Origin of the sequence: Chitinophaga sp., assembly GCF_039596455.1 — a bacterium.
Classification (GTDB): domain Bacteria; phylum Bacteroidota; class Bacteroidia; order Chitinophagales; family Chitinophagaceae; genus Chitinophaga.
In genome coordinates this window covers 210,405-224,115 of sequence record NZ_JBCNJR010000001.1, presented here as the reverse complement: position 1 = coordinate 224,115, position 13,711 = coordinate 210,405, and the positions used below count along the sequence as shown (strand labels likewise).

The following is a 13,711-nucleotide window of genomic DNA, read 5'->3' as shown; positions in this document are numbered from 1 at the left end:
TATATCGTAATGGGACTTATCAGAAGCGCGCTGGAAAAACCGATCACCGTACTGGTACTGGTGGCCGGCCTGTTTTTCTTCGGTATCAAAGCCGTACGGGACGTAAAGGTGGACATCTTTCCGAAGCTTGACATGCCGGTGCTCTACATTGCGCACCCTTTTGGCGGTTACACCCCTGACCAGATGGAGGCCTTCTTCGCCAAACAATATGTGAACATCCTGCTGTTCGTGAACGGCGTAAAATCTATCGAAACAAAAAACATACAAGGCCTCACCCTCATGAAGCTCAGCTTCTATGAAGGTACCAACATGTCTCAGGCCGCGGCCGAAGTATCTGCGTTTTCCAACAGGGCGCAGGCCATTTTCCCGCCGGGCTCGCAGCCGCCTTTCATTATCCGTTTTGACGCATCTACCCTGCCTGTGGGAGAGCTGGTGCTGAGCAGTGAAAAGCGCACCAATAATGAGCTGATGGACATGGCCAACGTATACGTACGTTCTTCCTTCACCTCCATTCCCGGCCTGGTGGCCCCGCCGCCTTTCGGCGGCAACATCCGCACCGTGGTGATCAAGGCAGACCCCGTAGCCCTGCGCTCTCACCAGCTTACACCAGACCAGCTGGTGGAGGCCATCCGTTTCAACAACCAGGTGGCCCCGTCCGGCAACGTGCGCATCGGTGACAAAAATTATATCACCCCCACCAACACCACTATCAAAAACATCAAGGACTTTGAGAACATACCCCTTTTCAAGGGCGGGGTGCAAACTCTTTACCTGCGTGATGTGGCCACGGTTGAGGACGGAGCGGACATCGCTGCCGGTTATGCCCTGGTAAACGGTAAACGTTCCGTATACCTCAACGTGGCCAAGTCCGCAGACGCTTCTACCTGGGAGGTGGTGCAAACATTAAAAAAAGCCATTCCCCGCCTGCAGGCGCAGCTGCCGGAAGATGTAACGCTTTCCTACGAATTTGACCAGAGCACCTACGTGATGAACGCCGTAAAAAGCCTCATCAGCGAAGGCGTTATCGGCGCCATACTCACCGGCCTGATGGTGGTGCTCTTCCTGGGAGACCTGCGGGGCGCGCTCATTGTGATCATGACCATTCCGGTATCTATCATTTCCGGGGTGCTGTTCCTGAGCCTGTTCGGCCAAACCATCAACATCATGACGCTGAGCGGCCTGGCGCTGGCCATCGGGATATTGGTAGATGAAAGTACAGTGACCATAGAGAACATACACCAGCACCTGGATATGGGCAAACCCAAGGCCCTGGCTATTTGGGATGCCTGTAAGGAAATTGCCTTCCCCAAGCTGCTCATTCTTTTCTGTATACTGGCAGTGTTTGCGCCGGCCTTCACCATGAAGGGCATTCCCGGCTCGCTCTTCCTGCCGCTGGCGCTGGCCATCGGGTTTTCCATGATCACGTCTTATTTCCTCTCCCAGACCTTTGTGCCCGTGATGGCCAACTGGCTGATGAAAAGCCACCGCAAAAAAGATGTGCTGCCCAACGCCGCAGACGAGCATGACACCTGGGACCAGAAGAAACAGCTGGTAGAGCGGGCAGACAGCAACCTTGACGGCAAGGTGAGCCGCTTCGAGAAATTCAGGGCGCGTTTCATGCGCTTCATTAACCGCCTCATGCCGCTGCGGGCGCCGGTGGTGATTGCCTACCTGGTGGTGATCAGCGGGCTGGCCGTGCTGCTGCTTAACAATATTGGGCGGGACGTATTGCCCAAAACCAACGGCGGCCAGTTCCAGCTGCGGCTGCGGGCGCCTGAAGGCACGCGTATGGAACGTACCGAAGAAAAAACGCTGGTGGTGCTGCGTACCATTGAAGAAGTGGTAGGTAAAGAAAACGTGTCTATCTCCTCCGCCTACGTAGGCCAGCACCCTGCGCTGTTTTCCGTGAGCCCCATCTACCTGTTTATGCCCGGCCCGCATGAAGCGGTGCTGCAGGTAAGCCTCAGCAGGGATTATCATGCTGATCTGGACGAGCTGAAAGAAAAGATACGCGCCCGGTTGAAAAAGAACGCGCCGGAGGTGCAGATATCTTTTGAGCCCATTGAGCTGACAGACAAGATACTCAGCCAGGGCTCGCCCACGCCGGTGGAGGTGCGCATCAGCGGGCGTAATAAAAAGCTGAATGAGGAATATGCGAACAAGATCATTGCGAAGCTGAAAGAAATTTCTTACCTGCGTGATGTGCAGCTGATGCAGTCTACCAAATACCCGGCCATCAAGGTAGATATTGACCGTACGCGCCTGGCGCAGCTGGGTGCTGATATGACGGATGTAACCCGCTCCCTCATAGCTTCCACCTCTTCCTCCCGCCTCACGGAAAAGAACGTGTGGGTAGATGAGAAAGCCGGCCTCAGCTACAGCGTGCAGGTACAGATACCGGAAAATAAGATGAACAGCATGCATGAGATAGGGGAGATACCCCTGCTCAAAAACGCCGGCCGCCCGCTGCTGAGTGATGTGGCTACCATTACGCCTGATACCACTTACGGGGAAAATGACAACCTGGGCGCCATGCCCATGATTTCCGTAACGGCTAACGTGAACGATATGGACCTGGGCACCGCCAGCAAAGACGTACAGGCCGCCATAGCCTCCCTGGGAGAGCTGCCCCGCGGCCTTACCATGGAGCCGATAGGGATGTCTGTAACCCTCAATGAAACGCTGGATAGCCTGCAGGCCGGCCTGCTGGTGGCCATTGTGGTGATCTTCCTCATGCTGGCGGCCAACTTCCAGAGCTTCCGCGTTTCTTTTGTGGTGCTTACCACCGTACCCGCGGTAATACTGGGTTCGCTGCTGCTGCTTACCATTACCGGCTCTACGTTGAACCTGCAATCTTACATGGGCATTATTATGTCTGTAGGCGTGTCTATCTCCAACGCCGTGCTGCTGATCACCAATGCGGAACATCTGCGGCGGCACAACGGGGATGCGCTGGCATCTGCCAAAGAAGCGGCGGCGTTGCGTTTGCGGCCTATATTGATGACCAGCCTGGCCATGGTGGCGGGCATGATACCCATGGCCATCGGGCACGGGGAGGGTGGAGACCAGGTGTCTCCCCTGGGCCGCGCCGTAATTGGCGGGCTGGTGGCCTCCACCTTTGCCGCGCTGGTGATACTGCCGCTGGTATTTGCCTGGGTGCAGAAAAACGCCTCTACCGTTTCCGTATCCCTCAATCCTGAAAACAAAGAAAGTAAACACTATATACCCTCCTTGTATGATCAGAATAACCAATAAAACGCTTTACCAGGCACTGATGGCTGCCGTAGTGCTGGCAGGTTGCGGCGTTTCGCAAAGCAAACCGGATAGTGATAAAACGGCTGCCGCGGCCCCCGCCGGGGTGAAGGCCTTTGCGCTGGAAAAGGATATTTTTTCCGCTTCGCTGAAAATGCCGGGCGAGCTGATTGCTTTTCAACAAGTAGACCTTTACGCCAAGGTGAACAGCTTTGTGCAGAAGTTGTATGTAGACGTAGGCTCTACCGTTACCGCCGGGCAGGTGCTGGCCACGCTTGAGGCCCCGGAGCTGAATGCCCAGCTGGCCGGCGCAGAATCACGCCTGCACAGCCAGGAGGCGGTATACCTGGCCAGCAAAGCCAATTATGACCGTTTGTATAAAACCAGCCAGACACCGGGCACCGTGTCTCAAAACGACCTTGACCTGGCGCTGGCTAAACAGAAATCAGACTATGCCCAGCAGGAGGCCGCCCGCGCCGCCTACCGCGAGGTGGCGGATACCCGCAATTACCTGCAGATACGCGCTCCCTTCAGCGGCGTCATCAGCGCGCGTAACGTGAGTGCCGGCGCCTATGTAGGCCCCTCCGGCAGAGGGTCTGAATATCCCCTTTTCACGCTGCAGGAACAAAAGAAGCTGCGCCTGGTGCTGGCCGTACCGGAAGCCTATACCAGCTACCTGAAGAACAAAAGCGAAGTGAGCTTTACCGTAAAATCACTGGCGGGGCAGGAGTTCAAAGCCAGCATCAACCGCCTCTCCGGCGCGCTTGACAGCCGGCTGCGGTCGCAGCGTGTGGAAATGGACGTTGCCAATAACGATAAAAAGCTGTTGCCCGGCATGGTGGCGGAAGTGAACATTCCGCTGAACACGGCAGACAGCGTGTTCATAGTGCCCGTAACGGCAGTGGTGAACTCTACTGAAAAGATATTCGTGATACGCGTGAATAACCAGAAGGCAGAATGGGTAGATGTGCGGAAAGGCAGGGAAGCTGACGGGAAGGTGGAAATATTCGGCAATTTAACAACGGGAGATATGCTTATGGAAAAGGCCAATGATGAGGTAAGGAACGGCTCGGCAGTAACAGTCAATAAGTAGTACGGATCAATAGTGTGGAGTAAGAAAGGGAACAGCGCGGTGATAGGCGTTGTTCCCTTTAATTTTTTCAGGGGTCCTGGCTGAAATAGCGGCGGAGAATTTCTTTAAGGGAGGCCATGCTGTATTGTTTTACCACATAGTCCGTAGCTCCCAGCGCCCTGGTTTCCCGTATATCGCGCGGGTCTGAGGAGGTGGAGTAGATCACCACCGGTACGTCTGCCAGGCGGGGCATGCTGCGCAGGGCGGCCAGGCAGTCTTTCCCGCTCATACGCGGCATGTTGAGGTCAAGAAAAATGTAGCCGGGAACAAGGCTTTCATCGGCCTGCAGCATCTGCAGCCCTTCCATGGCGTTGTCCGCCGTAATGCATACAATGTTTTCGTTAATATCCTGCAACGCTAGCTTGAATATCTCCTGGTCATCCTTGTCATCGTCAATCAACAAACATTTGAGATTTGCTTTCATCGGGTTGTGCATAAGATTTTTACACTGCATCCAAAGATAATCAAAAGATCACATGGTTGTAAGCGGCAAAAGAAAATGCTGCACTGGCAATTATCTTTTTGCAGGCGTGCTTCTCAGCACCAGTTCGGACGAACAGGCCCTATCAGGCTGGCGTGCAATAAACGGGATCCGGAACTATTTTTTCAAACGGAGGTATTCATAAATGTTATTACCCCGCCATCCTTTCAGTATAAGAGAATCGCCCGCCTGCGCGTATTGAAAGTTATGGGAATACAAGGAGGAAATTGCGCTGAACCCCTGCATAAAAACACTGTCTGCCCCACGGGTCTGGAACTGGCCTGGCATGCCGGGGGTAAACGTAATGGCCAGTTGCGGAGGGTTATTGCTGGCATCAATGCTGAACCGGCTTCCGGTGAAAGTTACTTTAACATTGGTACGGGCTATAGCGCCATTATCTGCTTCCTTGTAATAAACGCCCGTATAGGTGCCTGCAAAGAGGCCGGGAGCATCCTGATTTTTCTTGTTTTTTCTACAGGCAAGGCAAAGCAGCAGCACAGGGAGTATGAATACAATGCGTGACATATATGGGGATTTTGGTTAATGTCAAAACGGATCTTCCTGCCGGAATGTTACAGCGGGGCTATTTATTTTGTGCTTTGATAATAGGCGCATACCGGGTTCATCAGGCACTCCCCGCATTTGGGCGTAGGCCGGCATATTTCCCTGCCCAGGAAAGACATGGCCATGCCGGCGTCCCACTCGTCTTGCGGCAGCACCGCCATCAGCTGCTTTTCAATTTTAGTGGCGTCTGCACCCGTAGCAATACCCAGCCTGGGGGCCACCCGTACCACGTGCAGGTCAACGATCACGCCTTCGGGTTTGGCCCCTGCTTCCCGCATGATCACATTGGCAGATTTCCGGCCGATGCCGGGCAGCGCCGTCAGGGTTTCCTGTGTGAGGGGAATGTTGGCGTCTTTTTTTACCTGTTGTGCTATGCCGGTCAGCCATTTGGCCTTGTTGCCGAAGTTGCGCACCTTGCTGATGTAGGGGAGCAGGTCATCCGGCGCGGCCTTTGCAAGGGCCTGCATGTTCGGAAAAGCGCGGAACAGCTCTGGCCCCAGTTTGTTGATGTTCCTGTCTGAGTCTTGTGCAGACAGCACAACGCCTACCACCAGTTGGTAAATGTTTTCATAATCCAGCGGGTGTTTGGTGCCTTTGTATTTTTTAAGCAGGGGTTTGATGGCCTCGGGCCAGTTCACGGCAGTGGGCATGTTGGTCGTGTTTAGGTGATAAATCTACATAAAAAAAGAAAAGATGGAGATGAGTGGGGATAAAAACAGAAAACCTTGCAGCAATACTGCAAGGTTCTTTTGTGGAGGATAGCGGGTTCGAACCGCTGACCTCTTGCATGCCATGCAAGCGCTCTACCAAACTGAGCTAATCCCCCTTGAATGGAGTGCAAATTTAGCGGCTTTTTTGACAAAACAAAAAATATTTTTTTGCCCTCCGCACTATCCGCCCCGCAGCCCTGTGCGCCTGGTTTTCACAGCATTCGTCTCGCCCCTGCCGGCCTTTTCTCCGGCAATTTCGTAATTTAAGGCCCTGGTATGAAAATCCTCATCATCGAAGACGAATCTGCGCTTGGCAAAAGCATTGCCGCCTACCTGGAGGCGGAGAGCTATACCTGCGAGCTGGCGCCGGATAAAAAAACGGCGCTCAACAAAATAGAGGCTTTCGACTACGACTGCATACTGCTGGATATTTCATTGCCTGACGGAAACGGCCTGCAGGTGCTGCAAGCCCTCAAGGCCAACCACAAAACGGACGGCGTTATTATCATATCCGCCCGGGATTCTATCGATGACCGCATCCAGGGGCTCCAGCTGGGCGCAGATGACTACCTGACCAAACCGTTCCATCTTTCGGAACTAAGCGCCCGCATTGCCGCTGTGATACGCCGCAGGCGCTTTGCCGGCAATAACGTGCTGGAGGCGGAAGGGCTGCTGCTGGACCCGCAGGCGCGCACGGTGAAGGTGGGGCAAACGCCGGTAGACCTCACCAAAAAAGAATATGACCTGCTGCTCTACCTGCTCACCAACCGCAACCGCGTGGTGTCTAAACAGGCTATAGCAGAACATTTGTCCGGAGACGGGGAGGGACTGTTCGATAATTACGATTTCATTTACGCCCATATGAAAAACCTGAAGAAGAAACTGCTGCAGGCCGGGTGGACAGACCGGATCAAGGCCATCTACGGGATGGGTTATAAAATGGAAGTGCCATAAAAACAGGCTGATGAAACTGCTGAATAAAACGGTACAATATTATTTCCTGCTGTCGGTAATCTTGTTGCTGGTAGCTATCCCGGTGTTTTACGTGGTGCTGAAGAAGATAGTGATTGCCAATGTAGACGCACGGCTGGTGGCCACCAAAACCCAGCTGATACCGCGTTTGCGGGTAATGGAGTTCAAGAACGGAGAGCCGGTGCTGGGAAACGACATCACCCTTGAAAAAGTAGGCCCCAACGCCGCGAGAGATTCCCTGTACACGGCAGACACATACCGTCTGCTTACCTCTCACCTGGTGATCAACCGGGAAACTTACCGCCTCCAGATCAAATCTTCCATTGCCAATCATGAAAGACTGATCACCAGCATCATCATTCTGCAGGTGCTGCTGTTGTCTTTCCTGCTGGCGGGCCTGCTGCTGGTGAACCGCAGCCTCTCCCGCAAGGTGTGGGACCCTTTTTATAAAACGCTGCAAAAACTTCGTAGTTACAAGGTAGATGATCCCGCCCCGCTGCAGCTGGCGCCCTCCTCCGTCAATGAATTTTCCGAACTGAACACCGCAGTAGAGCAGCTGGCGGAGCGCAGCCGTCAGGCCTATATAGCCCAGAAGGAGTTCGCGGAAAACGCTTCGCACGAGATGCGCACGCCGCTGGCCATTTTCCAGGGCAAGCTGGACCTGCTGATGCAAACCAACCCGCTTTCTGAAGAGCAGGCCGGCCTCATTACAGACCTGGCCACTGCCAGCCAGCGCATGGCCCGGCTGAACAAAGGCCTTATTCTCCTCACCCGCATCCAGAACGGGCAATTCCCCGAAACCGGGCAGGTATCTGTACAGCAAACCGTTCTCAACCTGCTGGAGCAATACCAGCCCCAGCTGCAAATGAAAGAGCTTACGCTGCAGCAAGACTGGGTGGAAGACGTAACGGTAAACGCCAACCCCACGCTCATGGAAGTGCTGCTGGGCAACCTGCTGGCCAATGCCATCCGTCATAACGTACCGCGCGGCAACATCATCATCCGCCTGGCTGCGGATGTGCTCACTGTACAGAACACCGGGCAGGGAGAAGCGCTGCGGCAAGACCGTATTTTTCACCGCTTCAGCAAACAAAGCACGGACGCAGACAGCATGGGCCTGGGACTGGAAATTGTGCGGAAGATCTGCGATCTGTACGGTTTTGAGGTTACCTACCGCTTTGAACCTCCGCTGCATACCTTCAGAATTGTAATGAAACGTTAAAAACAACCATTCCACCCCGTTTATTCAGAATCTGTTCAGAATGCCGGCCCAATTTTATGGCAATCTTAAACCAGATGATATGAATAAAAAGAAACTCTTTGCCGCTATTGCACTTGTAGCTGCAATTGTTGCCGGCGGCTTCGCCCTGAGCGGTAAATCCGGCAACCTATATCATACAATTACGGGAGAGGAGAGCGCCCCGCTGGTGCGCACGGCCTATACAGGGCCGGTAAACAACCAGCCGGTGAGCTTTGAAGAAGCGGCTTCCGCGGCCGTGCCCTCCGTAGTACATATCCGCACGGTAGTGAAGTACAAACAGGCGCGCCAGCAAAACCCCTTTGAGGGAATGGACGACGATATTTTCCGCCACTTCTTTGGTGACGGAGGCGGGCGCCAGTTCCGCCAGCCGCCTGAGCAGCGGGCCTCCGGGTCTGGTGTGATCATCAGCCAGGACGGTTACATTGTTACCAATAACCACGTGGTGAACGGCGCTACGGAAGTAAGCGTAACGCTCAGCAACGGTAAAAACTACAAAGCGGAGATTGTTGGTACAGATCCCAACACGGACCTGGCCCTGATCAAGGTAGACGGTAAAAACCTGCCGGTGATGCCGGTGGGCAACTCTGACGATGTGAAGCTGGGCCAGTGGGTAATGGCCATAGGCTACCCGCTGAACCTGGATGTAACGGTAACCCAGGGCATTATCAGCGCCAAATCCCGCAACCTTGGCATTAACCGCCAGGCGGCCGCTCCCGTGGAATCTTTCCTGCAAACAGACGCAGCGGTGAACCCCGGCAGCAGCGGCGGTGCGCTGGTTACCACTAACGGTGAGCTGATAGGCATCAACGCGGCCATTGCATCTCCCACGGGCTCTTATGCAGGTTATGCGTATGCCATCCCCTCCAACCTGATGAAAAAGGTGGTGAACGATATTAAACAGTTCGGCAGCGTACAGCGCGGTTACCTGGGCATTAGCATGGCGCCTGAAAACCTGGATGAAGCGCAGAAAAAAGAGCTGGGCATCAAATATGACGGCAACGGCGTGTACGTGGCCGGTATAGACCCCAGCGGCGCGGCCTCCGCAGCAGGCATACGCCAGGGCGATGTGATCACCAAAATAAACGGCGCTGCCATCAACTCCGGCGCGCAGCTGTCCGAGCAGGTTGCCCGCCAGAAACCGGGAGACAAGCTGAAGCTTACCTACCTGAGAAACGGCGCCGAGCAGGATGTGGAAGTAACCCTGAAAGGTAAAATGGGTGAAATTGCCGGCGGCCCTGCCGCAACCATACAGCAGCTGGGGGCAGACTTTGCCACCCTTCCCGCAGCGGAAGCCCGCAAAATGGGCATTGCCGGCGGGGTACAGGTAACGGCCATTAATGAAGGCGTGCTGGCAGACCAGACCAACATGAAAGAAGGTTTTGTGATCACCCGCGTGGGCGGCATGGCCGTACGCACGGTAGATGAACTGAGAGCCGCCATGCAGCGCCTGAGGGGCAACTTCCAGATAGAAGGGATGTACCCGGGCAGCAACAAGGTGTATTACTACGGTATTAACGACTATTAATAAAGATTTGAGTAACTAGGGGGTTAAATTTTAAGTGCGAACAGGCTTCTTCATTTCCATGAGGAAGCCTTTTTTTATTGCTCCCTGAAAATACCTTCTATCACGTCTTTCAGCTCCTTGGGCTGCAATGGTTTTTTCAGCAGCCGTATTACCAGCGGGTTGGCGTTGGTGCGGGAAATATCCCCGAAATCGAGCGAGGAAGAGACCATGATGATATAGCACTGGTCTTTGATCTTTTTGGGATAGGAGTCAAAAGACCGGAGAAACTCGAAGCCATCCATTTCAGGCATCTGTATGTCAAGCAAAATGACCGTGGGCGGAATATGCGGCAGGGTGATGTTGCTGGACAGGAACTCGAGCGCCTTGTTGGCATTGCTGAATGACAGGATGGTCCTGCTGATCTGCTGAATGGAGATCAGCCGTTCATGCAGCAGCAGATCGATATCGTTGTCATCGATCAGTATGACGCGCAGATCAGGTATCGAATTCATTTCTGTTCGGAATAGAGATTTCAAATTGGGTGCCTTCCCCATAACGGGAGTCTACCCCAATGGTGCCACCTATTTTGTTCAGTGCCTCTTTTACAATGTACAGCCCTATGCCGCTGCCGGGCTTGTTGTTGTTTTTGGAGCGGAAGAACATTTTGAAAATGTTGCTGAGGTGCTCGCTGAGTATACCTATGCCGTTATCTTCTATCCGGATGGTAGCCTTGTGCGGCTCTACTTTTACAGACAGGTTCACCTGCGGACTGGTTTCATCCGGCTTCTGGTATTTAACGGCGTTAGATATCAGATTGTTCAGGATCACGCTGATGCGGAAAAAGTCACCCTTGAACGGTACAGGCTGGTCAATTTTGGTATTGAAATGAATAGTGGTGTTCTGGTGTTTGAAAGTATCGATACAGTCACTGATCAGCGTGGAAAAATCGATCTTTTCATACTCCAGGTCCAGCCGCGAGTTGCGGTAATATTCAATGATCTTCTGGATGAAGCTGTCCAGCCGGGTAATGCACACCTCAATCATGCCCATATACCCCTGCGGGTCTGTCATGCTGTTGTCCAGCCGGCTGAGGTTGATGATGCCCTGTACGCTCATGAGCGGCGCACGCAGGTCATGAGAGGTAGAGTAAATGAAGCGGTTCAGCTCGTCGTTCGTCTTTTCCAGCTCCAGCACTTTTTCCTTGAGCTGCTTGCGGGCGGAATAGATCTCGTATGCGTTATTGATGGTTTTGAACAGCTCGTGCTCGTCCCAGGGTTTTTTGATGTAGGAGAAGATATGGCCTTTGTTGATGGCGTCTATGATATCTTCCACGTCTGTATAACCGGTCAGCAGAATGCGGATGGGGTCAGGCAATACGTCCTTGATCTCGTTAAAAAATTCCACCCCGGTGGTGGTGGGCATTTTCTGGTCAGCAATAATGATATGCACCTCAATCCCCTTCAGCACCTGCATCCCTTCCGCGGCTGAATTGGCGGTATAGATCTCGTAACTGCGCCTGAAGTTGGCGCGGAAGGCATTGAGGTTATGTACTTCGTCATCGATGTACAGTATCCTGATACGGTTATTTTTCATGAAGGGTCTTGTTAATTAGGACATATGACTCTGAACACTGGGCACTATTGGCACATGAAGTGGTAAATATATAATAAATTCCGCTCCTTTACCCGGCTCCGACTCAACGAGTATTCTGCCGTGGTGTTTCTCAATAATGCTAAAAACAATAGAAAGTCCCAGCCCGGTGCCTTCACCTACGTCTTTGGTTGTGAAAAACGGTTCAAATATCTTTTCTTTTACTTTGTCCGTCATGCCTATGCCGCTGTCTTTGATGCTGATGCTCACCTGTTTTTCCGCTTCAAAATAGCGGGTGGTGATGGTGAGCTTTTCCTGCCCCTGTTCCGGCTTCATCTTGATGGCGTTCAGGGCGTTGTTGATGATGTTGAGGAACACCTGGTTCAGCTTTCCGGCAAAACACTCTATTTTGGGCAGTTCTCCGTAGTTGTACACCACGTCCACGTTTTTTGGGATGTTGTTGCGCAGCAGCACCATGGTGGAGTTCAGCCCTTCGTGAATGTCAACGAATTTGAGGTCGCTTTCGTCCAGCCGGCTGAAGGTACGCAGGCCTTTTACAATTTCAGCGGTACGGTTGGCCCCGTCTTCAATGCCTTTGATGAGGGTGTCTATTTCGCTATGCACGTAGTCTATATCTATCTGCTGCTTGAACTGCTCAATGTCTGCCAGTTTTTGCTGGATGTTGTCTGCCGGCCCGATGGCTTCATATTGGCGGAGCAGGCTTCTGAGGTCTTCAAAGTCCAGTTTCAGCGGTTTGATATTGGATGTTACAAAGTTAATGGGATTATTGATCTCGTGCGCAATGCCGGCGGTCAGCTGGCCGAGGGAGGCCATTTTTTCCGCTTCCACCAGCTGCGTCTGTGCGTTTTTCAGGTTGGTAAGGGCTTTGTTCAGCTCTACGTTGCTGTTTTGCAGGGCTTCCGTTCTTTCCAGCACTTTGGCTTCCAATATAATGTTCTGTTCACGCACCAGCTGCTCGTTTTCCTGTGATATGCGCAGGGCCACGGCCTGTGATTCCTCTTTTTCCTTCCGGTAAATGTTGATCTTGTTGGCCAGGGCAAAAGACAGCAGGGTTACTTCCGCCGCAGAGCCTATCTGCAGGGCGTAATAGGTAAAGTCGTTATACGGCAGTATGTTGAAGTTGCGCAATACAAAAACACATACGCTGGAAAGGAAGATGCCCCAGGCCACCAGGAAGTAGCGGGCCGGTATAAAGCCCCTGCGCGCTACCTTGTAGCCCACAAAAATGGCCAGCAGGGAAGCGGCCATGGCGGTCATCTGCGCCATCATATTGGCCACAAAGTATTTATCCAGGAAAGTGGGGATGAATACCAGGGAATAGGCTATTACCACGCCGGTCAGAATATGATGGCCTGTTCTGTACTTTTCCCGCGTATGGAGGAAAGACTGGATGAACAGGGCGGCCGTAATACCGTTGAGAATGGGAATGATGAGCGTGTCGTGCGTGGCCAGCCAGATATTGTTGGGCCAGAGGAAACGGAAGGTATACCCCTGCTGCGAGGCCTGGGTGAGGCCCACGCAGATGATGTAGCTCACGTAAATGAGATAGCTCCTGTCGCGGATGCTGAGGTAAATGAAAAGGTTGTACAGGGCCATAACGAGAATGATGCCGATGTACACTCCGAAAATGAAGTTACGCTCCGTGTTCTTTACGTTCAGCGATGTTTCTCCGCCCAGGTACATCGGGAGCTGGGCCTGCTCCCCGGCCTTTACCTTGAGGTAAAACTCCCTTGTTTCGCCGCGCGCCAGCATGAGCGGGAAAATATAGTTCTGATGGTCATAAGGGCGGTAGCGGTAAGGCTGGAACTGGCCCAGCTCTACTACGCGGTACCCGCCCGAGGGCAGTATTTCGTAAAGGGTGATCTCATCTATGGTTGGGTATTCCACCTCCAGCAGCAGCCGGTTAAGCCCGGTTTCATTGGTAATGGCAAAGCGGGCCCAGTTGCTGAAAGGGGATATCTGCAGGTTAGGCACGTCTGTCTTGGAAAGGGTAAAGGTCTGCTTGCGTACGTCGTTTATTGTCAGGAGGTTGGTATTGTCACGGTACAGCTCCACGTACGGACCTACCTGCATGAGCTGTGTGCTGTCTTTAAATACCACACGCGGCGTTTCTGCAAAGGCAGTGCTTTGCCAGTGCAGGGCAAGGATGATCAGGGCAAAAAAGCGTATCAGCATCTGCATAAAAAAATTGCAATGTCAATTTACTGATGTTATAGCAGTAAAC

11 protein-coding genes and 1 tRNA gene are annotated in these 13,711 nt (G+C 53.0%); 5 read left to right on the top strand and 7 right to left on the bottom strand.

Annotation, left to right across the window (positions count from 1 at the left end; all coding sequences use genetic code 11):
* Positions 1-9 precede the first annotated feature (9 nt).
* Together ABDW36_RS00850 and ABDW36_RS00845 are read left to right on the top strand one after the other, a co-directional pair.
* Positions 10-3,255, top strand: a complete 3,246-nt coding sequence (locus ABDW36_RS00850) for an efflux RND transporter permease subunit (RefSeq protein ID WP_343699989.1) — start codon at positions 10-12, stop codon at positions 3,253-3,255.
* Positions 3,236-4,345, top strand: a complete 1,110-nt coding sequence (locus ABDW36_RS00845) for an efflux RND transporter periplasmic adaptor subunit (RefSeq protein WP_343699988.1) — start codon at positions 3,236-3,238, stop codon at positions 4,343-4,345. The genes ABDW36_RS00850 and ABDW36_RS00845 overlap by 20 nt, the downstream gene beginning before the upstream one ends.
* A 67-nt stretch (positions 4,346-4,412) precedes the next feature.
* On the opposite strand, the gene ABDW36_RS00840 is transcribed toward ABDW36_RS00845, so the two are convergent.
* The 4 genes from ABDW36_RS00840 to ABDW36_RS00825 all read right to left on the bottom strand — a co-directional run bounded on the left by ABDW36_RS00840 (position 4,413) and on the right by ABDW36_RS00825 (position 6,255).
* On the bottom strand, positions 4,413-4,808 hold the full coding sequence (locus tag ABDW36_RS00840; RefSeq protein ID WP_343699987.1) for a response regulator: 396 nt from the start codon (positions 4,806-4,808) through the stop codon (positions 4,413-4,415).
* A gap of 174 nt (positions 4,809-4,982) precedes the next feature.
* Positions 4,983-5,390 (bottom strand): hypothetical protein, encoded by a 408-nt coding sequence (locus ABDW36_RS00835; RefSeq protein WP_343699986.1) that lies wholly within the window; start codon positions 5,388-5,390, stop codon positions 4,983-4,985.
* A 62-nt stretch (positions 5,391-5,452) separates the two neighbouring features.
* Positions 5,453-6,079 carry an endonuclease III gene (gene nth / locus ABDW36_RS00830; protein WP_343699985.1) on the bottom strand — a complete coding sequence of 209 codons (627 nt, stop codon included), beginning with the start codon at positions 6,077-6,079 and terminating at the stop codon, positions 5,453-5,455.
* Between the two features lie 102 nt (positions 6,080-6,181).
* Positions 6,182-6,255: transfer RNA gene (locus ABDW36_RS00825), tRNA-Ala, on the bottom strand.
* 160 nt (positions 6,256-6,415) lie between these two features.
* Here ABDW36_RS00825 and ABDW36_RS00820 point away from each other — a divergent pair.
* From ABDW36_RS00820 to ABDW36_RS00810, 3 genes are all read left to right on the top strand, one after another.
* Entirely contained in the window at positions 6,416-7,093 is a 678-nt protein-coding gene (locus ABDW36_RS00820) for a response regulator transcription factor (RefSeq protein ID WP_343699984.1), read from the top strand.
* A 10-nt stretch (positions 7,094-7,103) separates the two neighbouring features.
* Complete coding sequence (locus tag ABDW36_RS00815) at positions 7,104-8,333, top strand: HAMP domain-containing sensor histidine kinase (protein WP_343699983.1); 1,230 nt, start codon at positions 7,104-7,106, stop codon at positions 8,331-8,333.
* Positions 8,334-8,412: 79 nt separating this feature from the next.
* Positions 8,413-9,897: a trypsin-like peptidase domain-containing protein gene (locus ABDW36_RS00810; protein ID WP_343699982.1), complete on the top strand. Its 1,485-nt coding sequence runs from the start codon at positions 8,413-8,415 to the stop codon at positions 9,895-9,897.
* A gap of 74 nt (positions 9,898-9,971) precedes the next feature.
* Here ABDW36_RS00810 and ABDW36_RS00805 read toward each other — a convergent pair whose 3' ends face one another.
* The 3 genes from ABDW36_RS00805 to ABDW36_RS00795 are packed head-to-tail and all read right to left on the bottom strand — an operon-like array spanning position 9,972 to position 13,662.
* Complete coding sequence (locus tag ABDW36_RS00805) at positions 9,972-10,388, bottom strand: response regulator (protein WP_343699981.1); 417 nt, start codon at positions 10,386-10,388, stop codon at positions 9,972-9,974.
* The gene (locus tag ABDW36_RS00800) at positions 10,372-11,469 is read right to left on the bottom strand and encodes a hybrid sensor histidine kinase/response regulator (protein WP_343699980.1); all 1,098 of its coding nucleotides are present in this window, start codon (positions 11,467-11,469) and stop codon (positions 10,372-10,374) included. The genes ABDW36_RS00805 and ABDW36_RS00800 overlap by 17 nt, the downstream gene beginning before the upstream one ends.
* Before the next feature lie 15 nt (positions 11,470-11,484).
* Entirely contained in the window at positions 11,485-13,662 is a 2,178-nt protein-coding gene (locus ABDW36_RS00795) for a 7TM diverse intracellular signaling domain-containing protein (protein ID WP_343699979.1), read from the bottom strand.
* Positions 13,663-13,711 lie beyond the last annotated feature (49 nt).